This window comes from Streptomyces sp. NPDC055103 (assembly GCF_053607625.1).
On the sequence record NZ_JBSGTX010000048.1, the window covers coordinates 1 to 24732 of the forward strand.

Here is a 24732-nt window from a genome sequence, read left to right on the forward strand (position 1 = left end):
GATGCGGCGGCCGGTGACTGGGTCGACGTGCTCGGGCATGTCCGTATCCTGGCACTTTAGAAGCGCACATGGCGGGTGTTTGCCAGATCGAAGCCGCTGCCGCTCTTGGGGACGGAGGCGGGGCTGAGTCCGACGGTGAGTTTCTTCTGGGGCCACTCGGCGCCGGAGTTGACGACGGCGGCGCGGACACGGTCGCGGCTCTCGCTGAGGCTCTTGTCGGGGAGGCCGACGAGGGTGAAGGCGGCTACGCCCGGTTCGAGGTCGGCCTGGACTTCGACGACGACGCCTTCGACGCCGACGAGGGCGACGGAGCAGGTGCGGGCGAATCCCATCAGGCCACCCCCTGGGCGTGGGTGAGGACGGGGGCGCCCTTGCGGGGCAGGACGATGCCGACGAGGTCGATACGGACGCCGCCCGCGGGGGCGGGGGTGCCGTTGCGGTCGAGCCAGCAGGCGGCGAGGCGGCGGAGCCGCTCGGCCTTGGTCGGGGTGACGGCGGCCATGGGGTGTTCGTAGGCGCCGTGGCGTCGGGTCTTGACCTCGCAGATGACGAGGGTGTCGCCGTCACGGGCGACGATGTCGATCTCTCCGGCGCGGCCGCAGCGCCAGTTGCGGGCGAGGATGCGCATGCCGGTCGCGGTGAGCCGACGGGTCGCCAGCTCTTCCCCGTACCGTCCGAGGGCTTGGGTCCTGTTCATGGGGTACCACCTCCGTCACCGACTGTGACGGAGCGGACCGGGCCGCGTGCGGCGCTGTGGAGGGACGGCGCCCTGTGGAGAACTCACTCACCCCTGGGAGTGAGTTCAGCGGGGTGCGTCAGCTGCCGGGGAGTTCGAGGTCGCTCTTGTTGAGCTCCTCGATGTTTACGTCCTTGAACGTGAGGACGCGGACCTGCTTGACGAACCTGGCGGGCCTGTACATGTCCCAGACCCAGGCATCAGCCATGCTGACCTCGAAGAAGACCTCACCCTGCACCGAGTGCACCTGCATCTCGTAGTCGTTGGTGAGGTAGAAACGTCGCTCGGTCTCGATCACGTATTTGAACAGCCCGACGACGTCGCGGTACTCCCGGTAGAGCTTCAGCTCCATCTCGGTCTCGTACTTCTCGAGGTCCTCGGCGCTCATGGCATGTTCCCCTTCAGCCGTGCGTCCACCCATTGTGCGCCAGTGTCCGCACCCCTAAACGATTTCCGGGGCGAGAACCACCGGTGCACTCGGAGGTCCCTCGTCGAGCAGCGTGCGCAGCAGCTCGGCGAGTCTGGTCGGGTACACCGTCTCACGGGCCGCCGACAGTTCGGCGGAGGTCCACCATCTGAGGCCCGCGAGGCTGCGGGTCTCCAGCTCCGTGAGGGCCTGGGGACGGGGCTCGGTGCCGGTCCGGCGGACGCGGGCCAGGTAGTACCACTCGTCCTGGTCCCAGCGCCGGCCGTCGAAGGGGAACGAGCAGTACCGCTGCCACAGGACCGGTCCGAGTTCGGCGTCGGTGATGCCGGTCTCCTCGGCGAGTTCGCGCAGCGCGGCCTCCGCCCGGGTCTCGTCGCCCTCGACGCCTCCGCCGGGGGTGAACCACCAGGTGTCGGCGGGGTCGTCGGGTTCGTACCCGTGCAGGAGCAGGATGCGGTCGTCCGGGTCGAGGAGGACGACCCTCGCCACCTGCCGCGCGACGGGTTTCTGCGCCTCGGCGGAAGCGGGATCCGTCATGTCGTCACCTTCGCCCTCGTCCCCGGGCCCTTCACTCCAGGACGCCGTGTCAGAAAGCGTGCCACCGGCCCGTACGCGGCTCCCGCCACGATCAGTACGCAGCCTGCCACGATCGCCGCGAGGAGGGCCGTGAAGGGGCCCGGCTCGGAGATCCCGCCCGGTAGGGCGGCGAAGCCCTTCGCGGGCTCCAGGAGGCCCTCGGCGGGCCAGACGACGGCGTCGACCCTGCCGATGACCGCGGAGCGGGCCACGGTCCCCTGCCCGGCCTCCTCCAGGTGCGAGCGGGAGTCGAGCGAGGTGTAGCGGTCGTCGCCGAGGAGGAAGAGCTTCCCCTCGGGGACGGTCACGGAGAACTCCCGGTCGGAGGCGACGATCCTGCCGTCCGGCCCGGGGCTCAGGTAGGGCTCGTCGACGGCCTTGCCGTTGACGGTGAGCCGGCCGTCCCGGTCGCAGCAGGCGACGGTGTCGCCGCCGACCGCGACGACCCGCTTGATCATCGGCGAGGAGCCCCATACGGCGTCGGTGAAGACGACGGCGTCACCGCGCCGCACCTCGTCACCGTCGACGCGCTCGGCGAGCACCCGGGAGTTCACGGCGATGGTGGGGGTCATGGAGTCGCTGGGGACGGTGAACGGCTGGTAGACCAGCGCCCCCCAGACGAAGCCTCCGAGGAAGAGCACACAGCCGACGGCCACGGCCAGCCCCGACAGCACGCTGCCGAGGCGGCCGTGGCCGCCCTCTGCCTTTTTGTTCCCGCTCATGCGCACCCCAGAGGTCTGTCGACGGTCCGGGACGGCAATCTACCCGCGGGTCACTACTCGGCGGTATGCCCAGCCGTGTGCTTCTTCCGACGCCACAGCACCAGCGGGAGCGCTCCGGCCAGACCGGCCGCGCCCAGCGGGGCGGCGGCCACGGCCTGGTTCAGGCCGGGCTGGTCGAAGATGTCCGGCACGGGGAGGGTCGCCCAGCGGGTGACGGGCCAGGCGATCACGACGGCGCGGCCCACGACCTGGTCGTTGGCGACGGTGCCGCCGCCGGGGAGCTGCTGGTGGAAGCGGGAGTCCAGCGAGTTCTGCCGGTTGTCGCCCATGACCCAGATGCGGTCCTGGGGGACCTTGATCGGGCCGAAGGAGTCCTGGCACGGCACGGAACCGGGGTAGAGGTACGCGCCCTCGTCCAGGGTCTTGCCGTTGAGGACGACCTTGCCGCCCTCCTTGCAGGAGACCGTGTCGCCGCCGACCGCGATGACCCGCTTGATGAGGTCCTTCTCCTCGGCGGACGGCATGAGGCCGATGAAGCTGAGGAACTTCTGGACGACGTTCGGGTCGGGCGTCTTCTGGCCTTCCAGCCAGCCGCCCGGGTCGTGGAAGACGACGACCTCGCCGCGCTCCGGCTCGGAGCCGAACCACGGGGTGAGCTTGTCGACGAGGACCCGGTCACCGCGCTGGAGCGTGTTCATCATCGATTCCGAGGGAATCGAGAAGGCCTGCACCAGGAAGGTCTTGATCAGGAGCGCGAGCACCAGGGCGATGCCGATGAGGAGGGGCAGTTCCTTCCAGAAGGAACGCGGCTTCTTCGGGCTTCTGCCCGACCTGCCCGCAGCCTCGTCGTCGTCGTGCGCCCGGTCGTCGTGCGCCCGGTCGTCATCCGTCACATCGTCACCCGTCACCTCGTCGCCGATGGCCTCGTCGGCCCTCTTCTCGGGCTCATCGTGTCCGGATCGTGCGCCGACGGCCAAATCCCCCACATCAACTCCTCACTCCGTGCGATCGCCTGCCCCGGAACAGGGACAGGCCCACCACTCCCATAACGAGCAGAAGTTCCGCAGGGGTCGGGAGCCCGGGCAATCCGTTCAGATTGCGCGGGGACACACTATGCGACAGACCGAGCGCGGGCCCGGAACTCGCACGGGCGTCCGGTACGGCGGCGAACGTCTCCCGTTCCTCCAGGCCGCGCCAGTTCCCGACGGGCCAGGCGATCACGACGGCGCGCCCCACGAGCTGCTCCTCGGAGACGGTTCCGTGGTCCTTCTCGTCGAGGTGGAAGCGGGAGTCTGCCGAGTCGGAGCGGTGGTCGCCGAGGACGAAGATCCGGCCCTCGGGGACCTTCACCTCGAAGGGGATCGTGGACGGCTCGTTCCCGGGGTGCAGGTACGGCTCGTTCAGGGGTACGCCGTTGACGGTGAGCCGTCCGCCCTTGTCGCAGCAGCGGACGGTGTCCCCTCCGACGGCGACGACCCGCTTGATGAGGTCGCGGTCGTCGGCCGAGGGCAGCAGTCCGATGAAGGTGAGGGCCTGCTTGACCTGCTTGACGCCGATCGGGTCCTCGGAGGCCGGCGGGGCGTCCTGCGGGAGCCAGTTGCCGGGATCCTTGAAGACGACGACGTCACCGCGCTGCGGCCGGGAGCCGAACCACGGGGTGAGCTTGTCGACGAGGACCCGGTCGTCGATGCGGATCGTCTGCTCCATGGAACCGGAGGGGATGACGAAGGCCTGCACCAGGAAGGTCTTGAGGACGAGCGCGATGAGCACGGCGACGGTGAGGAGGATCGGGATCTCACGGATCGCGGAGCGCCGGCGCCGTCGCTTGACCCTGCGGGCGAGCCGGCGCCGCTCGGCCCGTCCCGGCAGCGGCGCGGCACCGGAGCTCTGGGCGGGCCCGCCCGCCGGCCGGCCGCGGCTACCCATGAGGACTCGTACCGTGCCCGCCGACGGCCGGGGCCGGTACGGCGTCGAAGGCTTCGGTGGCGGGGACGGTGGACCAGCGGTCGAAGGGCCAGGCGATCCAGTCGGCCCGTCCGACGACCTTGTCGACGGGGACCATGCCGCCGCCGGGGCTGCCGAGGTGGTCGCGGGAGTCGCTGGACTGGCTCCGGTGGTCGCCCATCACCCAGAGCCTGCCCGCGGGGACGACGATGTCGAAGGGGACGCCGGACGGCTGGTCGCCGAGCATCACGTACCGCTCCTCGACGGGGACGCCGTTGACGGTGAGCCGCCCGTCCTTGTCGCAGCAGACGATCCGGTCGCCGCCGACGCCGACGACCCGCTTCACGAAGTCGGTCTCGTCAGGCTCGGCGAAGCCGAGGGCGGCCGCGGCGTCGTGCAGGAGCCCGGTGACCGGATTGCCGTCGAGGTCTTCCCGTACGAAGGAGCCGGTGCCGTCGAAGACGATGACGTCGCCCCGGCGCGGCTCATCGCCGAAGCGGTACGCCAGCTTGTTCACGAGGATCCGGTCGCCGACCTGGAGCGTGGGCTCCATGGAGCTGCTGGGGATCAGGAACGGCTGGATCACGAAGTGGCTGAGGAGCAGCAGGAAAACCACGCAGGCGGCGCCGAGGAAGCCCGTACGCCGCCAGGAAACGCGCGCGGAGCGCGACCCGTCCTCCGTGTCGGTGGAGGGGTCGCGCTCCGTGTGCTGTGCTTCGGTGTCCATCGGGGACAGAGCCTATCCGGCCCGTCTGTGCGAGGACCTCAAGCGTCGCGTGAGCGGTGAGCCGGGGCTCAGCGGTCGCGCTTCTCCTTGATCTTGGCAGCCTTGCCGCGCAGCTCACGCAGGTAGTAGAGCTTCGCGCGACGGACGTCACCGCGGGTGACGAGCTCGATCTTCTCGAAGATCGGGCTGTTCACCGGGAAGGTGCGCTCGACGCCGACGGAGAACGAGACCTTGCGGACGGTGAAGGACTCGCTGACGCCCGCGCCCTGGCGGCGGATGACGACGCCCTTGAACTGCTGGATACGGGAGCGGTTGCCTTCGATGACGCGCACGTGGACGTTCACGGTGTCACCGGCGCGGAAGGCGGGGAGGTCGGTGCGGATGGAAGCCGCGTTGACCTGGTCGAGCAGGGAGGCCATGGAGGTCTCTTTCCTCGCTGATGCCACAGGTCATCAGCGGTACGTTCGGATGTCTGGGGTGCCGTTCGTCCCTGGCGGGCGTCGTTCCCCCTGTGGCAGGGGCGCGCGCCGGACGGACGACAGCGGCCTATTGTTCCACGTCGGGGAGCTTGCGCCAAAATCGGCCGCCGGGCTCGGGCGCCCAGCCCATCATGGAGAGGATCTCGCGGTCCTTCTTGTCGAAGGCGGCCGGATCACAGCGCTCGATGAGGTCGGGCCGGTTGGTGACGGTGCGCCGGAAGGCCTCGTCCCGCCGCCAGCGGGCGATCTTCCCGTGGTGCCCGCTGAGCAGGACGTCGGGGATGCCCCGGCCGCGCCACTCGGGGGGCTTCGTGTAGACGGGCCCCTCCAGGAGGTTGGCCATGGCGCCGGGCGCGAAGGAGTCGTCGCGGTGGGACTCGGCGTTGCCGAGGACGCCCGGCAGGAGGCGGGCGACGGCCTCGGTGACGACGAGGACGGCGGCCTCTCCGCCGGCGAGGACGTAGTCGCCGATGGAGACCTCGTAGACGGGCATCCGGGTCGCGTACTCGTCCATGACGCGGCGGTCGATGCCCTCGTAGCGGGCCGGCGTGAAGATCAGCCAGGGCCGTTCGGAGAGTTCGACGGCCAGGTCCTGGGTGAAGGGCCTGCCGCTGGGGGTCGGGACGACGAGGACCGGGCCGTGGGCGCCGGCCTCGTAGCCGTCGGCGAGCGTCTGGTCGAGCGCGTCGCCCCAGGGCTCGGTCTTCATGACCATGCCGGGGCCGCCACCGTACGGGGTGTCGTCGACCGTGTTGTGCCGGTCGTACGTCCAGTCGCGCAGGTGGTGGACGTGGACGTCGAGCTGTCCTCGCGCGCGCGCCTTGCCCACGAGGGAGACGTTCAGCGGTTCGAGGTACTCGGGGAAGATCGTGACGACGTCGAGTCTCATTCCCCTGCCTCCTCGGGCTCCTCGCGGGAGGAGGCGATCACGGCGCGGTCGTCGATCAGGCCGGGCGGCGGGTCGATGACGGCCCGCTGCTCCTCCAGGTCGATCTCGGTGACGATCGACTCGACGAACGGGATCATCAGCTCGGTGCCGTCGGGCCGCTCGACGATGAAGAGGTCCTGGGACGGCAGGTGGGAGATCTCCGTGATCCGGCCGATCTCCGTGCCGTCGGCGAGGACGACGTCGAGGTCCATGAGCTGGTGGTCGTAGTACTCGTCCTCCTCCTCGGGCAGTTCCTCGGGGTCGATCTCGGCGATGAGAAGGGTGTTGCGCAGGGCCTCGGCGGCATTGCGGTCGCGGACGCCCTCGAAGCGCAGCAGCAGCTTGCCGCTGTGCACCTTGCCGGACTCGATGGTCAGCGGCCCGGCGGAGGCCGGGTCGGTGAGCAGGACGGCTCCGGGGCCGAGCCTGAGCTCGGGCTCGTCGGTCCGCACCTCGACGGTGACCTCGCCCTTGATGCCGTGGGCGCGGCCGATCCGCGCGACTACCAGCTGCACTGCTCCACACTCTCCTGTCACGCAGTTCGTACGACGGAAAACGACAACGGGCCGGGGTGGGCGTAAGCCCTCCCCGGCCCGTGCCGGCACATCAATCAACCGATGCGGCCGACTTGTTCAGCGGACCTGGTCCACGTCGACGAGGTCGACCCGGATCCCACGGCCGCCGATGGCGCCCACGACGGTACGCAGCGCACGCGCGGTGCGGCCGTTGCGGCCGATCACCTTGCCGAGGTCTTCGGGGTGTACCCGGACCTCCAGCACGCGGCCACGGCGCAGGTTGCGCGAGGCGACCTGCACATCGTCGGGGTTGTCGACGATGCCCTTCACGAGGTGCTCGAGAGCCTCCTCGAGCATGCTCAGGCCTCGGTCGACTCGGTCGACGCGGCCTCGGCCTCGTCAGCCTTCTTGTCGGCCTTCTTGGCCTTCGGGGTGATGGCCTCACCCTTGTCGTCGCCGGACTCGAGGGTCTTCGCGAACTCGTCGAACGAGGCGCGCTTCGCCTCCTTCGTCGCGGGGACGAGCAGGGCCTTCTCGGGGGCCGGGAGGCCCTTGGCCTTCTGCCAGTCACCCGTGAGCTTCAGGATGGCGAGGACGGGCTCGGTCGGCTGGGCGCCGACGGACAGCCAGTACTGCGCACGCTCGGAGTCGACCTCGATACGCGACGGGTTGTACGTCGGGTGGTAGAGGCCGATCTCCTCGATCGCACGACCATCGCGGCGGGTGCGCGAGTCGGCGACGACGATGCGGTAGTGCGGCTGGCGGATCTTACCGAGGCGCTTGAGCTTGATCTTGACTGCCACTGGAGTGGTGTCTCCTGGTCTTGACGTGGTTGGGCACTTTGAGATGCCACGTGGGGTTGCGGTACTCGGATGCCCGATGGACGCGTCAGCCGGAGGAGAGAGGGGTCCTATGCGACTGTCGAGTACAGCTGTCCATTGTGCCACACGCCGAGGGGCGCCTCGTCGGCGGTCAGCCGACGGCGCCCACCGTCTCGGGGATACGGAAGGGCTTGCCGCAGCCGCCGCAGACGATCGGGGCCTGGGCCAGTACGGACGGCACCACGCGGACGTTCCGCCCGCAGTCGCAGACGGCCTTGACGCGGACGCCGCCGCCCGAGGAGCCGTGCCGGGCGGCCGGACCCCGGAAGGAGCGCTTCGTGTCGGCCGCGGTCGCGACCGTGTGGGCCTTGAGGGCCCGCTGGAGGCGCTCGATGGTCGGGCGGTACCGCCGCCGGGCCTCGGGGTTGAGCGTGACCAGGGAGAAGCCGCTGCTGGCGTGCGGCTCCTCGGGGTGGTCCAGCCCCATCTCCTCGGCGATCGCGAGGAATCTGCGGTTGTGGTAGCGGCCGGCGCGGGAGGTGTCGCGAACCCCCCGGGCGGCGGCGATGCCGTGGACTGCCTCGTGGAGCAGTCGCTCGAAGGAGAGCTCGGCGCCGCAGGCGGACGAGGACTCTCCGATCAGGGACTCGGGCGCGGCAAGATCGGGCAGCTCGGGGTGGTGCCGCTGAATGTCGGCCCACGCCTGTGCCAGCTCTGCGGCGAGAACAGGTGGTGTCGTGCTCACGTCGTGTACAACGAGCCGATGTGCCCCCGGGTTCCATTCCGGGGCATCCCAAATATTTTGCACTTACCCGTCAGTTGCCGTTGATGCGTCCTGACGATAGCCAGTGCGCCGATCTGCGGAGAAGCCGCGCAGGCGGCGTCAAGCCGGTGCGTAGTGGCGCATACGCCCCGGCGCGCAGCCCTGGTGCGCACGCCCCCGCGAGGGGCTCCTGAGGCGTCCCGGGACGAGCGCGGGAAGCGTTGCAGGGACATTACCGGGTCGGCGCGCACGGGCGCGCACCGACCCTCCCCCGGGCGAATCGGTGCGGCGCGAGCACTGGACGCGGCCAGGGTTGCGCAGTTCCCTGGCTACGGGGGCTGTCGTCCAGGCACGGATTGGGGCTCTTTCCATGACACCTACGCTCGTCCCGCACCACCCCGCGCGTGACTGGGCCGAGATCCAGGAGCGCATGCTCGTCCCGCTGTACGAGGCGGTGTACGACCGCGTCGGCGTGGGTGCGCGGTCCCGGCTGCTCGGCCTCGGCTCGGGCACCGGTCTGGCGCTGCTGATGGCGGCGTCGCGGGGCGCGCGGGTGGCCGGCGTGGACCGGGACCACGCGCGCGTGGAGCTCGCCAGGGAGCGCCTTCCGGAGGACGTGGTGGTCGCCGAGGACGTGGAGCGAGTACCGCTGGGCGACGGCCCGTACGACGTGATCACGGCCTTCCACGCGACGGACGGGCTGCTCCCCGAGCTCGCGGCGCTCACCCGCTCGGCCCAGTCGGGTGCGGTGGTCGTCCTGGCGGGGTGGGGGCCGCCGGAGCGGTGTGCCACGGAGCCGGTGCTGCGGGTCGCGGACCGGCTCGCGGACCGGGCGCCGTCGGCGCGGGCGGATCTGGACGGACTGGTGGCCGGGGCGGGGCTCGTGCCGGCCGGTTCGGGGCGGGTCGCGTGTCCCTTCGGGTACGCGACCGGGGTCAGCGCCGTGCGCGGCCTGCTGTCGACGGGCGCGTTCGACGAGGCCGTCCGGGCGACCGACCTTTCGCAGGTGGAGAAGGAAATCGAGGAGGCGCTCGCGCCGTACGTCCGGGCGGACGGGACGGTGTGGATGCCGAACGTCTTCCGTTACGTGCTCGCCCGGGTGCGGTGACGACCCCGCCGGCGGGGTCCCTCGCCGGGGTCAGTCCTCCTTGCCGGTGCGGGTGACGCCCGCCGCGCGGTAGGCCGCGTCCTCCTCCAGGGTCTCGTTGGCGAGGAGGGCGGCGGCCAGGGCGTCCAGTTGGGCCCGGTGGTCGCGGAGCTGACGTACCGCCCTCTCGTAGCACTCGTCGACGATGCGGCGCATCTCGGCGTCGACGGTGTCGAGGGTCGCGGGGGCGGCGGAGAGGCCGTACGCCTGCTGGGCGTCGCTCGGGATGGCGGTGAGACGGCCGACGCGCTCGCTCATGCCCCAGCGGCCGGCCATGCCCCGGGCGATGTTGGTGACCTGTTCCAGGTCGCTCTCGGCGCCGGTCGTGACGACGCCGAAGACGACCTGCTCGGCCGCCATGCCGCCGAGGGCGCCGATGATCCGTCCGCGGAGGTACTCCTCCGTGTAGGCGTACTTGTCGGCGTCGGGCGTCGACAGGGTGACGCCGAGGGCGCGGCCGCGCGGCACGATGGTGATCTTGCGGACCGGGTCGGCGCCGGGCTGGAGCATGCCGAGCAGGGCGTGGCCGCTCTCGTGGTACGCGGTGCGGCGGCGCTCCTCCTCCGGCATCACCAGGGGCCGCTCGGCGCCGAGCTGGACCTTCTCCAGGGCGTCGGAGAGGTCGGACTGCGTGACGGCCTTCTGTTCACGCTTGACCGCGAGGAGGGCGGCCTCGTTGGCGAGGTTGGCGAGTTCGGCACCGGTCATACCGGGGGTCGTCCTGGCCACGTGTTCCAGGTCGACGTCCTTGGAGAGCGGGATCTCCCGGGTGTGGATCCGCAGGATGGCCTCGCGTCCGCCCCGGTCGGGCGGGTTGACGTGGACGATCCGGTCGAAGCGGCCGGGCCGGGTGAGGGCGGGGTCGAGGACGTCGGCGCGGTTGGTGGCGGCGAGGACGATGACGCCCTCGGAGCCGGTGAAGCCGTCCATCTCGGTGAGGATCTGGTTGAGGGTCTGCTCGCGCTCGTCGTGACCGCCCATGCCGGAGCCGCCGCCCCGGGCGCGGCCGATGGTGTCGATCTCGTCGATGAAGATGATCGCCGGGGCGACCTTGCGGGCCTCGGCGAAGAGTTCCCGTACGCGGGAGGCGCCCACGCCGACGATCATCTCGATGAACTCGGAGGCGGAGGCGGAGAAGAAGGGCACTCCGGCCTCGCCGGCGACGGCGCGGGCGAGGAGGGTCTTGCCGGTGCCGGGAGGGCCGGCGAGGAGCACGCCGCGGGGCATCTTGGCGCCCATCTCGCGGTAGGCGTGCGGGTTCTTGAGGAAGTCGACGACGTCGTTGAGCTCCCCCTCGACCTCGTCGATGCCGGCGACGTCGGCGAAGGTGGTGCGCTTGGCGCCCTCCAGCTCGACGGGCTTGGGCGGGGTCTTGCGACCGAGCATGCCACCGCCGGCGCCGCCCATACCCGAGCTCATACGACGCGCGATGAACACCCACAGGACGACGAGCAGCAGCATCGGGGCGAGCGAGATGAGGAGGTTGGCGAGGAAGCTGCGTTCCTGGACGACCGGCTCGGCGGTGACGGTGACGTTCTGCTTGGTCAGCTGCGCCCACAGGTCGTCGTCGGCGAAGGCGGGGCGCTGGGTGGTGAACTTGGTGTAGTCGCCCTTGCCGTCGGGGGCGGGCTGCTTGTCCTTCAGCTGCCCCTGGATCGCGTCGCCCTTGGAGTAGATCTTGGTGACGTTCCCGGCGGCGACCTGCTTGTCGAACTCGGTGTACGAGATCGTCGGCCCGTCGCCCTCGTTGAAGAACGACAGGACGATGTTGGCGAGCAGGTACACGACGAGTGCGGTGAGGATGAGCCCGCCCCAGCCGCCCGGCATCTTCTTCTTCTGCGGAGCGGGCGGCGGGGCCCCTTCCGAGCGCCAGGGCTGATCGGTCCGGTCGCGCGGGGGTACGGGGTCGGCCACGTGACTCTCCTCGGGGCGGCAGTGGCCCCAGTATCGGAGAGCGGGACGAACCCGGCATCGCGGGCGGGACGAAGGGGTGAAACGGGGAGTGAAAAGGGGCCCGGAGCGGTTTCACACCGCTCCGGACCCCTCCTACCACCGTGCTCAGCCCATGAACTTCTTGAACTCGTCCGGGAGCTCGAAGTCCTTCGGGCTCTGGGCCGCCGCCGGGAGGCCGAAGGCGCCGCCCTGCTGCGCCTGCTCGCGGCGTTCGGCCTCGGCCTGCTCCTCGGCCTTCCGCTTCATCGGGTTGCCGCTCTTGCGCTTGCCCTTGGCCTGCTTGACCTGCTTCTTCTGCCGGCCGGGGCCGCCACCCATGCCGGGCATGCCGGGCATCCCCGGCATGCCGCCGCCCTGGGCCATGCGGGACATCATCTTGCGGGCCTCGAAGAACCGCTCGACCAGGCCCTTCACGGCGCTGACCTCGACGCCCGAGCCCTTGGCGATACGGGCGCGGCGGGAGCCGTTGATGATGGTCGGGTCGTGGCGCTCGCCCGGGGTCATCGACTTGATGATGGCGGCCGTGCGGTCGACGTCCCGCTCGTCGATGTTGGCGATCTGCTCCTTCATCTGGCCCATGCCGGGCAGCATGCCGAGCAGCTTGGAGATGGAGCCCATCTTGCGGACCTGCTCCATCTGCGCCAGGAAGTCGTCGAGCGTGAAGTCCTGGCCCTTCTTCGACGCGAGCTTCGAGGCCATCTTGGCGGCCTCGTCCTCGTCGAAGGTCTGCTGGGCCTTCTCGATGAGGGAGAGCATGTCGCCCATGCCGAGGATGCGCGACGCCATGCGGTCCGGGTGGAACGCGTCGAAGTCGTCGAGCTTCTCGCCGTTGGAGGCGAACATGATCTGCTTGCCGGTGACGTGCGCGATGGAGAGCGCGGCACCACCGCGGGCGTCGCCGTCGAGCTTGGAGAGCACGACGCCGTCGAAGCCGACGCCGTCGCGGAAGGCCTCGGCGGTGTTGACCGCGTCCTGACCGATCATGGCGTCGACGACGAAGAGGACCTCGTCGGGCGAGACCGCGTCGCGGATGTCCGCGGCCTGCTGCATCAGCTCCTGGTCGATGCCGAGGCGGCCGGCGGTGTCGACGACGACGACGTCGTACATCTTGGTCCGCGCGTACTCGATCGAGTCCTTCGCGACCTGGACCGGGTCGCCGACGCCGTTGCCCGGCTGCGGGCCGTAGAAGGCCACGCCCGCGCGGTCGGCGACGACGGAGAGCTGGGTGACGGCGTTGGGGCGCTGAAGGTCGCAGGCGACGAGCAGCGGGGAGTGGCCCTGGCTCTTGAGCCAGACGCCGAGCTTTCCGGCGAGGGTGGTCTTACCGGCACCCTGGAGACCGGCGAGCATGATCACGGTCGGCGCGGTCTTCGCGAACCGCAGGCGCCGGGTCTCGCCACCGAGGATGGCGATGAGCTCCTCGTTGACGATCTTGATGACCTGCTGGGCCGGGTTCAGGGCCTGCGAGACCTCGAGCCCGAGGGCGCGCTCCTTGACCTGCTTGATGAAGGACCGGACGACCGGCAGGGCGACGTCCGCTTCGAGCAGCGCGATACGGATCTCGCGGGCGGTGGCGTCGATGTCCGCCTCGGACAGACGGCCCTTGCCGCGGAGGTTCTTGAAGGTCGCTGCAAGGCGGTCGGAGAGGGTATCGAACACGGCGGTCGCGGATCCTCAGGTGTCGGGGGCGGTCGGATTGCCCTCCAGGGTATCGGGCCGCTCGGAGGATGTGCCCCCGCCCACCGGATCCGGTGGGCGGGGACGGGTCGGTTCGCGGGGTCAGCGCAGCGCCGACTCCAGTGCGCGGGCCAGGTCCACGGCCTCCTCGTCGGGGAGGAGGGAGCCGTCGGGGCGGGTCACGTACAAGGTGTCGACGGCGTTCGCGCCCAGGGTGGAGACGTGGGCGCTGCGGACGCGGACCTCGGCGCCCTCCAGGGCGCGGCCGACGCGGTGGAGGAGGCCGGGGGCGTCCTGTGCGCGGACCTCGATGACGGTGGCGAGGCGGGAATGGGCGGCGGCGACGGTGACGCGGGGCGGTGGGGCGGTGAGGCCGCGGCGGCGCGGGTAGGCGGCCTCGCGTTCGGCGAGGCGGGCGGGGATGTCGAGGGAGCCGTCGAGGGCGCGGACGAGGTCGGCGCGGAGACGGGCGGCCTCGGGCAGCGAGCCGTACTCGGCGGCGACTCGCCAGTCGAGTACGAGAACGGCGCCGGCGCCTTCGCCGGAGCCGGTGCCGGTGCCGGTGCCGGTGCCGGTGCCGGTGCCGAGACCGGTGGGGAGGTCGACGGCGCGGAGGTCGGCGGCGCGGACGGTGAGCCGGTGGAGGGCGAGGACGCCGGCGACGGCAGGCAGGACGCCGGGCTGGTCGGGCAGGGCGATGAGGAGTTCGACGCCGACGGGTTCGGGGGTGTCGGCGCCGGAGGCGTCGTGGGCGGCGGGGTCGACCGGCTGCTCGGTCCGGGTGTGGAGGGTGAGGACGGGTTCGCCGGTGCGCAGGGCCTCGATCGCGAGGCGTTCCTGTTCGGCGCTGGGGGCGGCGGCCTCGGGGTCGGGGAGGGGTTCGCCCGCGAGGACGCCGGCGACCCGCTTGACCAGGTCGGCGACGAGTGAGGCCCGCCAGGAGGACCAGGCGGCGGGGCCGGTGGCGAGGGCGTCGGCCTCGGTGAGGGCGTGCAGCAGTTCCAGGGTGCCGAGGGTGCCGACGGCGTCGGCGACGGACTGGACGGTGGCGGGGTCGTCGAGGTCGCGCCGGGTGGCGGTCTCGACGAGGAGCAGGTGGTGGCGGACGGCGGTGGCGATGATGCCGGTGTCGGTGCGGTCGAAGCCGATGCGGGTGGCGAGGTCGCGGGCGATGGTCTCGCCGGCGACGGAGTGGTCGCCGGGCCAGCCCTTGCCGATGTCGTGGAGGAGGGCGGCGACGAGGAGGAGATCGGGGCGGCCGACGCGGCGGGTGAGGGAGGCGGCGCGTACGGCGGTCTCGACGAGGTGGCGGTCGACGGTCCAGGTGTGGACGGGGTTGCGCTGGGGGCGGCACCGTACGCGCTCCCAGTCGGGGAGCAGCCGGGTGACGAGCCCTTCGGCCTCCAGGGCCTCCCAGACGGGCACGGTCGCCGCCCCCGCGCCGAGGAGGGTGACGAGTTCCTCGCGGGCCTCGGCGGGCCAGGGCACGGGCAGGGGTTTGGCGGCGGCCGCGAGGCGGCGTACGGCGTGCAGGGAGATCGGCAGGCCGGACTGGGCGGCGGCCGCGGCGGCCCGCAGGGGCAGGACGGGGTCGCGTTCCGGTTTGGCGCTGAGGGCGAGGACGACCTCGCCGTCCATCTCGACGACGCCTTCGGCGAGGGGGGTGCGCTCGACGGGCGGCTTCGCGCCGCCCACCCGTGCGCCGCCCACCCGTGCGCCGCCCACCCGCGCGCCACCGGCCTTGCCCCCGCCGCGCCCGCCGAGGAGGGAGCGCAGCCGGGGCCGTGCCGAGCGGGCCTTGAGGACGCGGTTGACCTCGCGCCAGGTGACGTCGGTGGCGTACGAGATGACGCGGGCGGCCTCGTACACCTCGCGGAGCAGGGTGTCGGCGTCGAGGAGGCCGAGCTCGGCGGCGACCGCGTCCTGCTCCTGGAGGGCGAGCCGGTCGGTGGCGCGGCCGGTCGTGAGGTGCAGGGCGTCGCGGGCGTCGAGGAGGCGGCGGCGGGCGGCGTCGAGGCCTTCGCGGGGGGCGTCGGCGAGCCAGGAGGCGGCGACCGCGCGGAGGACCTGCACGTCGCGGAGGCCGCCCCTGGCCTCCTTGAGGTCGGGTTCGAGGAGGAACTGGAGCTCGCCCATGCGGTCGGCGCGCTCGCGGCAGAGCTCGTCCAGTTCGGGGAGGCGCTCGGGTGCCTGGTTGCGCCAGTCGGCGAGGACGGTGGTGCGCAGGGCGGCGACGAGGCCGGCGTCTCCGGCGACGTGCCGGGCGTCGAGGAGGCCGAGCTGGACCTTGAGGTCCTCGCCGGCGGTGGTGCGGGCCTCGGCGGGGGTGCGGACGGAGTGGTCGAGCGCCATGCCCAGGTCCCAGACGGGGTACCAGATCCGGTCGGCGAGGGCGGCGACGGCGGCCTTGTCGGCGCTGCCGTCGTGGAGCAGGAGGAGGTCGAGGTCGCTGCGGGGGGAGAGTTCGGCGCGCCCGTAGCCTCCGACGGCGACGAGGGCGGTCCCGCGGGGCGGGGCGGCGGCCGCGAAGAGGGCGGCCAGCCAGTCGTCGGTGAGCCGGGCGAGGGCGGCACGGCGCGGCGGCCCGGACCGCTCCTTCTCGTGGAGAAGGAGCAGCCGGGCCGCCGCGTAACCGCCGGGTCCCGAATCTTCGTTCTGCGTACGCGCTTCGAGGCTCGTCACCCGGCGGCTCCTTCGTGTGCTTACAGTGCGTCCGGACCGCGTTCGCCGGTGCGGACCCGTACGGCGGTCTCGACCGGCACGCTCCACACCTTGCCGTCTCCGATCTTGCCGGTTCGGGCGGCCTTCACGACGACGTCGATGAGCTGTTCGGCGTCCTCGTCCTCGACGAGGACCTCGATGCGGATCTTGGGGACGAGGTCGACGGTGTACTCGGCGCCGCGGTAGACCTCGGTGTGGCCGCGCTGGCGTCCGTATCCGCTGGCCTCGGTCACGGTGAGGCCGTGGACGCCGAAGGCCTGCAGGGCCTCCTTGATCTCGTCGAGCCGGTGCGGCTTGACGACCGCGGTGATGAGCTTCATGCGTCCACCTTCTTGTTCTCCGTGACGGCCGGGGCGGGGGCGGCGGTGGAGCGCGAGGACGCTCCGCCACCGGCTCCGCTGAAGTCGTACGCGGTCTCGGCGTGCTCGACCTGGTCGATACCGGAGACCTCGTCGTCCTCGCTGACCCGCATCCCCATCGTCTTGTCGATGGCGAAGGCGAGGACGGCGGAGGCGATCAGAGAGTAGGCGAGGACGGCGAAGACTCCGACGGCCTGCTTGCCGAGCTGGTCGAGACCGCCGCCGTAGAAGAGGCCCTTGACGTCGGACTGGACGCCGCCGGTGGCGAAGAGGCCGACGAGGAGGGAGCCGATGACACCGCCGACGAGGTGGACGCCGATGACGTCGAGGGAGTCGTCGTAGCCGAACTTGTACTTGAGGCCGACGGCCATGGCGCAGAGGAGACCGGCGATGGCGCCGACGGCGATCGCGCCGAGCGGGCTGACGGCGCCGCCCGCCGGGGTGATGGCGACGAGGCCGGCGACGGCGCCGGAGGCGGCGCCGAGGGTGGTGAAGGAGCCGTGGCGGATCTTCTCGTACCCGAGCCAGGCGAGCATGGCGGCGGCGGTGGCGACCTGGGTGTTGACGAACATCACGGCGCCGACGCCGTCGTCGTTGCCGAGCCAGGAGCCGGCGTTGAAGCCGAACCAGCCGAACCAGAGGAGACCGGCGCCCAGCATGACCAGCGGGAGGCTGTGCGGGCGCATCGGGTCCTTCTTGAAGCCGACGCGCTTGCCGATGACGAGGATCACGCCGAGGGCCGCGGCACCGGCGTTGATGTGGACGGCGGTGCCGCCGGCGAAGTCGATGACGCCCAGCTCGAAGAGCCAGCCGCCGGCGCCCCAGACCCAGTGGGCGACGGGGAAGTAGACGACGGTGACCCAGAGGGTGATGAAGAGGGCCCAGGCCGTGAACTTGACGCGGTCGGCGAGGGCGCCGCTGATCAGCGCGGGGGTGATGATCGCGAACATCAGCTGGAAGACGGCGAAGACGTACACCGGGATGGTGTAGCCGTCCCAGAGCTCGGTGACACCGATGCCGCTGAGGCCGACGTAGTCGGAGGACCAGCCGATGATCGATCCGGAGTCGGTGCCGAAGGCGAGGCTGAAGCCGTAGACCACCCAGAGGATCGTGACGATCCCGAGGCTGATGAAGCTCATCATCAGCATGTTGAGGGTGGACTTGACGCGGACCATGCCTCCGTAGAAGAAGGCGAGAGCCGGGGTCATCAGCATGACCAGGGCGGAGCAGATGAGCATGAACCCGGTGTTGGCGGCAGACAGCTCGGGGGCGTCTGCTGCCAGGGTCGTGATGGCTGGTGCCATCGGCGTCTCCTCGTCGTCAATGCGGCCTGTGCGGGGCGGGGCCGGGGAGCGGTCGGCCGTGAGGGGCGTGGCCGGTTATGGGCCAGAGATTCGCGCAGCGCGGTTTCCGTCGATGCCGCTCGATGTTTCGCACCGGTGACGAAGGGGTGGGGCGTGTTACGCGGCCGTGAACGGCCGGATCACGACGGGGTCACGGGCGTACCCTCCCGGGATCGCGCGCAAGAACGCAGAACCGGCCGCGTCGGGCGTCCGTGTGACCTTGCGGCGGGGGAGCCGAGTCGGGCAGTACGGGACGTCCGGCGCGGCCGGGGTCCTGAGGGGTCCCGGGACGGGTCCTGGGACGGCTCCCGGAGGGATCCGGGAAGGGTCCGGGAGGGCTCCCGGAGGGGTCAGACCGCTTCGGCGGCCTCGGGCAGGAGCTGGGTGAGCCGGTCGGTGAGCTGGACGACCTCGGCGACGTCGCTGTAGGTGCGGGCGGCGTGGTCGACGGTCTTGCGGAGCCGGGTGTTGACGCGCTCGGAGCGGATGCTCCGGGCGACGCCGAGGGCCTTCTCGGCGAGGACGACGGACTGCTCGGGCTCGCGCTTGAGGAGGTGGACGGTGGCCATGCCGATGAGGTTGAGGGCGTACGACCGCTGGTGGTCGGGGTCCTTCTCGAAGAGCTCGACGGCCCGCTCCATCACCGGTTCGGCGAGGGAGGCGTAGGTCGGGGAGCGGCCGGCGACATAGGCGAGGTCGCGGTAGGAGTGGGAGTTCTCGCCGTTGAGTTCGGCCTCGGAGAAGAAGCCGATCCAGTCGGGCTCGGGCTCGCCGTCGAGACCGACGTCGGCGAAGGTGTCCTCGGCCATCCTGACGGCCCGCTTGCACTTGGAGGGCTGGCCCATGTTGGCGTAGGCGCGGGCCTCCATCGCATACAGCATGGCCTGGGTGCGGGAGGTGGCGCAGTCGCGGCTGCCGTACTGGGCGAGGTGGATGAGTTCGAGGGCGTCGTCGGGCCGGCCGAGGTGGATCATCTGGCGGCTCATGGAGGACAGGATGTACGAGCCGAGGGGCTTGTCCCCGGCCTCCTTGGCCGCGTGCAGCGCGAGGACGAAGTACTTCTGGGCGGTGGGCTGGAGACCCACGTCGTAGCTCATCCAGCCGGCGAGCTCGGCGAGTTCGGCGGCGCAGGTGAAGAGGCGTTTGGCGGTGGCGGCGGGCTGGTGCTCCTGGAGGAGGTCGGTGACCTCGTGGAGCTGTCCGACGACGGCCTTGCGGCGCAGTCCCCCGCCGCACTGGGCGTCCCACTTGCGGAACATGGCGGTGGTGGATTCGAGGAGGTCGAGCTCGATGTCGGAGAGCCGGTTGGGGCGGCGGCTCTCGGCGAGGGACTCGGGGCGCTCGATGTCGGTGACCGGGGTGGGAACGAGCCAGCGCTGCATCGGCTCGATGAGGGCGGGTCCCGCGGCGAGGGAGAGCGAGGAGCCGAGGAAGCCGCGCCGGGCGAGCATGAGGTCGCTGCGGGAGAACTCGCTGAGCAGGGCGATGGTCTGCGGTCCGGCCCAGGGCAGGTCCACGCCGGAGACGGACGGGGACTGGTGGGCGGTGCGCAGGCCGAGGTCCTCGACGGCGACGACGGAGCCGAAGCGCTCGGAGAACAGCTCGGAGAGGATCCGCGGGATCGGCTCGCGGGGCTGTTCGCCGTCGAGCCAGCGGCGGACCCGCGAGGTGTCGGTGGAGATGTGGTGCGCGCCCATCTGGCGCGCCCTGCGGTTCACCTGCCGTGCCAGTTCGCCCTTCGACCAGCCGCTGCGCACGAACCACGAGCCCAGCTGCTCGTTCGGGCGCTTGCCGGCAGTCGTACCGTCTGCGCCGTTGCCGCCCACTGGAACGCCCCCATCCACCTGATTGCCTGTCATGCGAACCCCTATCAGAATGCCGCCTCACAGGGCCGCCCGTCCGGGGTTCTCACTCCTTCGAACTGGAAACCGGGTTGCCTCCGGCATACCCGCGCGCGCAAGCGGCCCCGGGGTTCGAGTACCGAAAGTAATCCTACGATCACCCCTGCCGTGAGGGGGATTCAAGAAACGCCACCATTCGCCACCCCTTCGAATGAACTCGCCACGCGTCGGACGCGATTCACTTGACATGCGACGAACCGGAGTCGGCGGACGGATGCGTGGAGAGGCGCGCGCGATGGCCCGCACCACCCCGCCCACGACCGCACGCCACATGGGGCGACGGACCGTGACCAAAGGTGACGACGACGCTCCGGGTCGTAACCACCGGCGCGTTCGACCCGTTGGAGGGGGCATGGGCTTCACGATCGGCGGCATTCGTGAGATGCGGTCCGGCTCGCGCCGCCGCGTGCGCACCACTGAGTGCACAGCGGTGGCCGAGTACACAGGACTGTGGGGCTGGGACGTGGTCCCCGGAGCGCGGGCCGCGTCCGGCCGGTGCTCCTGCGGCGATCCGGCGTGCGAGGCCCCGGGCGCGCATCCGCTCTCCTTCGCGGAAGCGGTGCCGGCGGGAGCCGGTCTCGACGACGCGACGAAGGCCTGGGCTCAGTACCCGGGCGCGGCGCTGATGCTTCCGGTGGGCCGGGCCTTCGACGTCATCGAGGTCGCGGAGGCGGCGGGGCGGCGGGCGCTCGTCCGCCTGGAGCGCATGGGGCTGCCGCTGGGCCCGGTGTGCGCGACCCCGACCGGCCGGGCGCGGTTCTTCGTGGCGCCGGGCGCGGCGGCCGAGCTGCCCCGGCTGCTGTACCGGATGGGCTGGGACGACGCCGATCTGGACCTGCACTGCCTGGGTCCCGGCGCCCACATCACCGCTCCCCCGTCGGACCTGGGCGGGCTCGGACCGGTGCACTGGCTGCGGCCGCCGACCCTGGACACGGCGGGAGCGCCGCCGGAGGCGCGGCTGCTGCTCGGGACGCTGGCGTACATCTGCCATCGGACGCACTTCTAGCCGCTGTGCGTACGTGAGGGCCCCCACCGGAAACCGGCGGGGGCCCTCACGTACGCGTACGAGTCGGTCAGTCGCCGATCAGGGCGTCGACGAAGGCGCCCGGCTCGAACGGAGCCAGGTCGTCCGGTCCCTCGCCCAGGCCGATCAGCTTGACCGGGACGCCCAGCTCGCGCTGGACGGCGACGACGATGCCGCCCTTGGCGGTGCCGTCGAGCTTGGTCAGGACGATGCCGGTGATGTCGACGACCTCGGCGAAGACACGGGCCTGGATGAGGCCGTTCTGGCCGGTGGTGGCGTCGAGGACGAGGAGGATCTCGTCGAGCGGGCCGTGCTTCTCGACGACGCGCTTGACCTTGCCGAGCTCGTCCATGAGGCCGGTCTTGGTGTGGAGGCGGCCGGCGGTGTCGATGAGGACGACGTCGGCGCCCTCGGCGATGCCCTCCTTGACCGCGTCGAAGGCGATCGACGCCGGGTCGCCGCCCTCGGGTCCGCGCACGGTGCGGGCGCCGACGCGCTCGCCCCAGGTCTGGAGCTGGTCGGCGGCGGCGGCACGGAAGGTGTCCGCGGCGCCGAGGACGACGGACTTGCCGTCGGCGACCAGGACGCGGGCCAGCTTGCCGGTGGTGGTGGTCTTGCCGGTGCCGTTGACGCCGACGACCATGACCACGCCCGGTACGTCGGCGGGGCTCTCGGTGTGCACCGTGCGGTCGAGGTCGGGGCCGAGGAGGGCGATCAGCTCCTCTCGGAGCAGGCCGCGCAGCTCGTCGGGGGTGCGGGTGCCGAGCACCCTGACCCGCTCGCGCAGCCGCTCGACGAGCTCCTGCGTGGGGGCGACACCGACGTCGGCCGTGAGAAGCGTCTCCTCGATCTCCTCCCACGTGTCCTCGTCGAGGTGCTCGCGGGACAGGAGCGTCAGGAGCCCCTTGCCGAGCGAGTTCTGGGAGCGGGCGAGCCGGGCCCGGAGCCGTACGAGACGGCCCGCGGTCGGCTCGGGGACCTCGATCTCGGGCGCCGGGGGCGCGCTGACGAGGGGGTCCTCGACGGCGGCGGGCGTCGCGACGGCCTCCTCGGCCGTCGGGAGCTCGACCTCCTCGACCGTGCGGCGTGGTTCCTCCCGCGGCGTCTCCGCCTCCTCGCCGACGTGCGGTTCGGCGGGCGGAGCGGTGATGGTCGGCGTGGTGGACGGCGGCTCGGCCGGCGGCAGCTGCTTCTTCTTGCGGCCACTGATCACGAGCCCGCTCGTCACGGCGACCGCGACGACCAGAGCGATGACTACAGCAAGGATGAGTTCCATAACGGCACCAGTATCGGCCACGAGAGGCACAAAGGCTGAGCACGTACCCTGGATGGCTCCCCCACCTCTTTACGGAGTACCCCCATGCCCCACGACGCCTCCGAAGGCGCAGGCGCGACGCACGACGGCACGATGGAGACCCGTGGTCTCGAGCCCGTCCCCGACGCCGAGCGGACCGGTCGGGTCCGCGAGCTCTTCCCGACCTGGGTCGCGGCCAACATCAGTGTGCTGCTGCTCACGATGGGCGCCGGCCTGATCGTCTTCAACGGCCTGAACTTCTGGCAGGTCCTGACCGTGGCGATCGCCGCGCCCGTGCTCTCGTACGGGATCGTCGGCCTCATCTCCATCGCGGGGAAGCGCGGCGGGGCGCCGGGCATGGCGCTGTCGCGGGCGGTGTTCGGCCAGCGCGGAAACCTTTTTCCTGGCGCGCTGATCTGGGTCGCCCGCTGGGGCTGGGAGACCATCAACGCGGTGACCGGCGCCTACGCGGTGCTGACCGTGCTCGACCTGCTCTTCGGCGTGAAGTCGAACACGCTCCTCATCGTGGTGACGCTGCTGCTCTTCGTCACCTGCACCTTCCTGGTGTCGGGTCTCGGGATCAACGCGCTGCGGGTGTGCAGCAAGTGGTCCACGTACCTCTTCGGCGCGTTCTCCGTCCTCGTCCTGGTCTACCTGGTGGCGAGCACCGACTGGTCCGCGGTCTTCGACAAGCCGGCCGGCTCGACGGCGATGATGATCGCGGGCATCGGCACGATCGCGGCCGGCGGCATCAGCTGGGTCCCCTCGGGCCCGGACTTCACCCGCTACCTCCCCCGTACGGCCTCCTCGAAGGCGATGGTCGGCTCGACGGTCGGCGGCGCCGGGATCGTGGTCCTGCCGATGGTCCTGATGGGCGCGGTCATGGCCGTGTCGACTCCGGACCTGGCCTCGGCGCAGGACCCGGTCTCCTTCATCGGCGAGCTGCTCCCGATGTGGATCTCCGTGCCGTACCTGGTGATCGCACTGCTCGGGATGCTGCTGATCAACTCGATGTCGATGTACTCGGCCGGCTTCACCGCGCAGACCCTGGGCATCAAGGTGTCGCGCGCGGCGGCGGTCAGCGTGAACGCCGTGATCAGCCTGGTCTTCGGCTTCCTCCTGATGGTGGTGGCGACCAGCTTCATCGGTTCGTTCATCTCCTTCCTCACGCTGCTCGCCGTGGCGTTCTCGGCGTGGATCGGCGTCTTCGGCGTGGACATGCTGCGGCGGACGTCGTACGACGCGGTGGCCCTGATGGACACCACCAGGACCAGTGCCTACTGGTACCGGGGCGGCTTCGCCTGGCAGGCGATGACGGCCTGGGCCGTGGCGCTGCTCGTGGGCCTGCTCTTCACGAAGGTCGACTGGTTCTCGGGCCCGCTGGCCTCGTCGTGGATCGGCGAGAACGGCCTGGGCTGGGCGGCGACGATCGTGGTGGCGGGCGTGCTGTACGCCGTGCTTCCGCGCACCGCCCCGAAGGCTCCCGCGGAGCCCGTCGAGGTGCGCGGGACCGAGACCGCGACTGTTTCCATCTGACACCACGTCAGATAGCGTCCCCCTTCGCCGGATCCCACGAGCGGAGGGGGACTTCCCATGCCCTTCACAGTCGTACGGTTCAACCTCGTCGACCCGCGGGCGACCCCCGTCTCCCTCGCGGCCCGCTACCGGGCCGCCGTCGAGATGGCCGCCTACGCCGACGCGCACGGGGTCGACACGGTCCAGACCGAGGAGCACCACGGCGTCGCGAACAACTGGCTGCCCTCCCCCTTCGCCTTCGCGGGCGCGGTCTTCGGGGCGACGAAGCGCATCGCGGTGACGGTCTCGGCGATCATCGGGCCGCTGCACGACCCGCTGCGCCTCGCGGAGGACATCGCGGTCCTGGACCTGCTGAGCGGCGGCCGGCTGGTGACGGTGGCGGGGATCGGCTACCGGCCGGAGGAGTACGAGGAGCGCGGGGTCGACTGGGGCCGGCGCGGCAAGCTCCAGGACCTGCTCCTGGAGACCCTGCTGACGGCCTGGAAGGGCGAGCCGTTCACGTATCAGGGCCGTACGGTACGGATCACCCCGCGACCGCTCACCCAGCCGCACCCGATGCTGCTGGTCGGCGGCTCGTCGCGGGCCGCGGCACGGCGGGCGGCCCGGCTCGGGCTCCCCTTCTTCCCGAGCGCGCACCTGCCGGAGCTGGAGGCGTACTACCAGGAGCGGTGTGCCGAGTACGGCACGGAGGGCTGGACGATGATGCCGGCCGAGGAGACGCCGCTGCTGCACCTGTCGGAGGATCCGGACCGGACCTGGGCGGAGTACGGCGAGCACTTCCTGCACGAGGCGCGGACGTACGCCTCCTGGCAGTCGAAGGACATCCGCTCGGCGGTGCGGTCGACGGCGACGACGGTGGAGGAGTTGCGCGCGGAGGGGGTCTACCGGGTGGTGACCCCGGACCAGTGCGTGGCGCTCGACCTGGAGAGCCTGGTGCTGCACCCGCTGTGCGGCGGGATGCCGGTCGAGGAGGGCCGGCGGAGCCTGGCGTTGTTCTTCAACGTACTGGCCCGGCTCAAGGCGTGAGATCAAGGCGTGAGATCACGGCCTGAGCTCACGGCCTGACGGCGTACTGCCCCGACTCAAGGCGCGGAGCCTCGGGCCGGGGCAGTACGTGGGTGAGGAGAGGGGCAGCGGGG

The 24732-nt window shown here is 71.3% G+C and carries 24 protein-coding genes and 1 pseudogene; 4 read left to right on the top strand and 21 right to left on the bottom strand.

Translation table 11 applies throughout. The features are described 5' to 3' along the window. Positions 1–80: 80 nt before the first annotated feature. The 14 genes and pseudogenes from ACWFR1_RS26905 to ACWFR1_RS26970 form a co-directional block, all read right to left on the bottom strand. Positions 81–332: pseudogene (locus tag ACWFR1_RS26905) on the bottom strand (magnesium chelatase domain-containing protein); the annotation flags it as partial. Then, a complete protein-coding gene (locus ACWFR1_RS26910; protein WP_453555396.1) occupies positions 332–697 on the bottom strand; it encodes a YraN family protein in 366 nt (121 codons plus the stop codon). The pseudogene ACWFR1_RS26905 and the gene ACWFR1_RS26910, both read right to left, overlap by 1 nt. A 118-nt stretch (positions 698–815) precedes the next feature. Further along, positions 816–1124, bottom strand: coding sequence for a DUF2469 domain-containing protein (locus ACWFR1_RS26915; protein WP_005311352.1), 309 nt, complete (start codon positions 1122–1124; stop codon positions 816–818). Positions 1125–1178: 54 nt separating this feature from the next. Beyond that, positions 1179–1700, bottom strand: coding sequence for an NUDIX hydrolase (locus ACWFR1_RS26920; RefSeq protein ID WP_453555398.1), 522 nt, complete (start codon positions 1698–1700; stop codon positions 1179–1181). Beyond that, a complete protein-coding gene (gene lepB / locus ACWFR1_RS26925; RefSeq protein WP_453555400.1) occupies positions 1697–2461 on the bottom strand; it encodes a signal peptidase I in 765 nt (254 codons plus the stop codon). Before lepB (ACWFR1_RS26925) ends, ACWFR1_RS26920 begins: the two co-directional genes overlap by 4 nt. Positions 2462–2514: 53 nt before the next feature. Next, positions 2515–3438, bottom strand: a complete 924-nt coding sequence (gene lepB / locus ACWFR1_RS26930; RefSeq protein WP_453555487.1) for a signal peptidase I — start codon at positions 3436–3438, stop codon at positions 2515–2517. A 10-nt stretch (positions 3439–3448) separates the two neighbouring features. Further along, positions 3449–4387, bottom strand: coding sequence for a signal peptidase I (gene lepB, locus ACWFR1_RS26935; protein WP_453555402.1), 939 nt, complete (start codon positions 4385–4387; stop codon positions 3449–3451). Then, on the bottom strand, positions 4380–5132 hold the full coding sequence (gene lepB / locus ACWFR1_RS26940; RefSeq protein ID WP_453555404.1) for a signal peptidase I: 753 nt from the start codon (positions 5130–5132) through the stop codon (positions 4380–4382). Before lepB (ACWFR1_RS26940) ends, lepB (ACWFR1_RS26935) begins: the two co-directional genes overlap by 8 nt. A gap of 68 nt (positions 5133–5200) precedes the next feature. Beyond that, positions 5201–5551, bottom strand: coding sequence for a 50S ribosomal protein L19 (rplS, locus tag ACWFR1_RS26945; protein ID WP_453555405.1), 351 nt, complete (start codon positions 5549–5551; stop codon positions 5201–5203). Positions 5552–5678: 127 nt separating this feature from the next. Then, on the bottom strand, positions 5679–6500 hold the full coding sequence (gene trmD, locus ACWFR1_RS26950) for a tRNA (guanosine(37)-N1)-methyltransferase TrmD (protein WP_453555407.1): 822 nt from the start codon (positions 6498–6500) through the stop codon (positions 5679–5681). Then, the gene (gene rimM / locus ACWFR1_RS26955; RefSeq protein WP_453555409.1) at positions 6497–7054 is read right to left on the bottom strand and encodes a ribosome maturation factor RimM; all 558 of its coding nucleotides are present in this window, start codon (positions 7052–7054) and stop codon (positions 6497–6499) included. Before rimM ends, trmD begins: the two co-directional genes overlap by 4 nt. A 117-nt stretch (positions 7055–7171) precedes the next feature. Continuing rightward, positions 7172–7411 carry an RNA-binding protein gene (locus tag ACWFR1_RS26960; protein ID WP_030206382.1) on the bottom strand — a complete coding sequence of 80 codons (240 nt, stop codon included), beginning with the start codon at positions 7409–7411 and terminating at the stop codon, positions 7172–7174. Positions 7412–7413: 2 nt separating this feature from the next. Beyond that, positions 7414–7857 (bottom strand): 30S ribosomal protein S16, encoded by a 444-nt coding sequence (gene rpsP / locus ACWFR1_RS26965; RefSeq protein WP_030206380.1) that lies wholly within the window; start codon positions 7855–7857, stop codon positions 7414–7416. 169 nt (positions 7858–8026) lie between these two features. After that, positions 8027–8620, bottom strand: coding sequence for a hypothetical protein (locus tag ACWFR1_RS26970; RefSeq protein WP_030206379.1), 594 nt, complete (start codon positions 8618–8620; stop codon positions 8027–8029). A gap of 388 nt (positions 8621–9008) precedes the next feature. On the opposite strand from ACWFR1_RS26970, the gene ACWFR1_RS26975 reads away from it, so the two are divergent. Next, positions 9009–9746 (top strand): class I SAM-dependent methyltransferase, encoded by a 738-nt coding sequence (locus ACWFR1_RS26975; protein ID WP_453555412.1) that lies wholly within the window; start codon positions 9009–9011, stop codon positions 9744–9746. Between the two features lie 30 nt (positions 9747–9776). Here the strand turns inward: ACWFR1_RS26975 and ftsH are convergent, their stop codons facing one another. The 6 genes from ftsH to nsdA form a co-directional block, all read right to left on the bottom strand. Continuing rightward, positions 9777–11699, bottom strand: coding sequence for an ATP-dependent zinc metalloprotease FtsH (gene ftsH, locus ACWFR1_RS26980; RefSeq protein WP_453555414.1), 1923 nt, complete (start codon positions 11697–11699; stop codon positions 9777–9779). A gap of 144 nt (positions 11700–11843) precedes the next feature. Beyond that, a complete protein-coding gene (gene ffh / locus ACWFR1_RS26985; protein WP_453555416.1) occupies positions 11844–13397 on the bottom strand; it encodes a signal recognition particle protein in 1554 nt (517 codons plus the stop codon). A 120-nt stretch (positions 13398–13517) separates the two neighbouring features. Further along, complete coding sequence (locus tag ACWFR1_RS26990) at positions 13518–16097, bottom strand: [protein-PII] uridylyltransferase (protein ID WP_453555417.1); 2580 nt, start codon at positions 16095–16097, stop codon at positions 13518–13520. Between the two features lie 20 nt (positions 16098–16117). Continuing rightward, positions 16118–16456, bottom strand: coding sequence for a P-II family nitrogen regulator (locus ACWFR1_RS26995; protein ID WP_015036464.1), 339 nt, complete (start codon positions 16454–16456; stop codon positions 16118–16120). Continuing rightward, the gene (locus ACWFR1_RS27000) at positions 16453–17799 is read right to left on the bottom strand and encodes an ammonium transporter (RefSeq protein WP_453555419.1); all 1347 of its coding nucleotides are present in this window, start codon (positions 17797–17799) and stop codon (positions 16453–16455) included. Before ACWFR1_RS27000 ends, ACWFR1_RS26995 begins: the two co-directional genes overlap by 4 nt. 389 nt (positions 17800–18188) lie before the next feature. Beyond that, on the bottom strand, positions 18189–19664 hold the full coding sequence (gene nsdA / locus ACWFR1_RS27005) for a transcriptional repressor NsdA (protein ID WP_453555489.1): 1476 nt from the start codon (positions 19662–19664) through the stop codon (positions 18189–18191). A gap of 427 nt (positions 19665–20091) precedes the next feature. Between nsdA and ACWFR1_RS27010 the strand changes: the two genes are divergently transcribed. Beyond that, the gene (locus ACWFR1_RS27010) at positions 20092–20745 is read left to right on the top strand and encodes a bifunctional DNA primase/polymerase (protein ID WP_453555421.1); all 654 of its coding nucleotides are present in this window, start codon (positions 20092–20094) and stop codon (positions 20743–20745) included. Between the two features lie 67 nt (positions 20746–20812). Here the strand turns inward: ACWFR1_RS27010 and ftsY are convergent, their stop codons facing one another. Further along, positions 20813–22039 (bottom strand): signal recognition particle-docking protein FtsY, encoded by a 1227-nt coding sequence (gene ftsY / locus ACWFR1_RS27015; RefSeq protein ID WP_453555423.1) that lies wholly within the window; start codon positions 22037–22039, stop codon positions 20813–20815. 84 nt (positions 22040–22123) lie between these two features. Between ftsY and ACWFR1_RS27020 the strand changes: the two genes are divergently transcribed. Beyond that, positions 22124–23593 (top strand): cytosine permease, encoded by a 1470-nt coding sequence (locus ACWFR1_RS27020; protein WP_453555425.1) that lies wholly within the window; start codon positions 22124–22126, stop codon positions 23591–23593. 57 nt (positions 23594–23650) lie between these two features. After that, complete coding sequence (locus ACWFR1_RS27025; protein WP_453555427.1) at positions 23651–24619, top strand: LLM class flavin-dependent oxidoreductase; 969 nt, start codon at positions 23651–23653, stop codon at positions 24617–24619. The last annotated feature ends 113 nt before the right edge of the window (positions 24620–24732 follow it).

Bases quoted from the DNA above. Each gene is read 5' to 3' on its own strand.
- ACWFR1_RS26910 (WP_453555396.1), bottom strand. From the start codon at position 697: ATGAACAGGACCCAAGCCCTCGGACGGTACGGGGAAGAGCTGGCGACC.
- ACWFR1_RS26915 (WP_005311352.1), bottom strand. From the start codon at position 1,124: ATGAGCGCCGAGGACCTCGAGAAGTACGAGACCGAGATGGAGCTGAAG.
- ACWFR1_RS26920 (WP_453555398.1), bottom strand. From the start codon at position 1,700: ATGACGGATCCCGCTTCCGCCGAGGCGCAGAAACCCGTCGCGCGGCAG.
- lepB (WP_453555400.1), bottom strand. From the start codon at position 2,461: ATGAGCGGGAACAAAAAGGCAGAGGGCGGCCACGGCCGCCTCGGCAGC.
- lepB (WP_453555402.1), bottom strand. From the start codon at position 4,387: ATGGGTAGCCGCGGCCGGCCGGCGGGCGGGCCCGCCCAGAGCTCCGGT.
- lepB (WP_453555404.1), bottom strand. From the start codon at position 5,132: ATGGACACCGAAGCACAGCACACGGAGCGCGACCCCTCCACCGACACG.
- rplS (WP_453555405.1), bottom strand. From the start codon at position 5,551: ATGGCCTCCCTGCTCGACCAGGTCAACGCGGCTTCCATCCGCACCGAC.
- trmD (WP_453555407.1), bottom strand. From the start codon at position 6,500: ATGAGACTCGACGTCGTCACGATCTTCCCCGAGTACCTCGAACCGCTG.
- ACWFR1_RS26960 (WP_030206382.1), bottom strand. From the start codon at position 7,411: ATGCTCGAGGAGGCTCTCGAGCACCTCGTGAAGGGCATCGTCGACAAC.
- ACWFR1_RS26975 (WP_453555412.1), top strand. From the start codon at position 9,009: ATGACACCTACGCTCGTCCCGCACCACCCCGCGCGTGACTGGGCCGAG.
- ACWFR1_RS26995 (WP_015036464.1), bottom strand. From the start codon at position 16,456: ATGAAGCTCATCACCGCGGTCGTCAAGCCGCACCGGCTCGACGAGATC.
- ACWFR1_RS27000 (WP_453555419.1), bottom strand. From the start codon at position 17,799: ATGGCACCAGCCATCACGACCCTGGCAGCAGACGCCCCCGAGCTGTCT.
- ACWFR1_RS27010 (WP_453555421.1), top strand. From the start codon at position 20,092: ATGGGCTTCACGATCGGCGGCATTCGTGAGATGCGGTCCGGCTCGCGC.
- ftsY (WP_453555423.1), bottom strand. From the start codon at position 22,039: ATGGAACTCATCCTTGCTGTAGTCATCGCTCTGGTCGTCGCGGTCGCC.
- ACWFR1_RS27020 (WP_453555425.1), top strand. From the start codon at position 22,124: ATGCCCCACGACGCCTCCGAAGGCGCAGGCGCGACGCACGACGGCACG.
- ACWFR1_RS27025 (WP_453555427.1), top strand. From the start codon at position 23,651: ATGCCCTTCACAGTCGTACGGTTCAACCTCGTCGACCCGCGGGCGACC.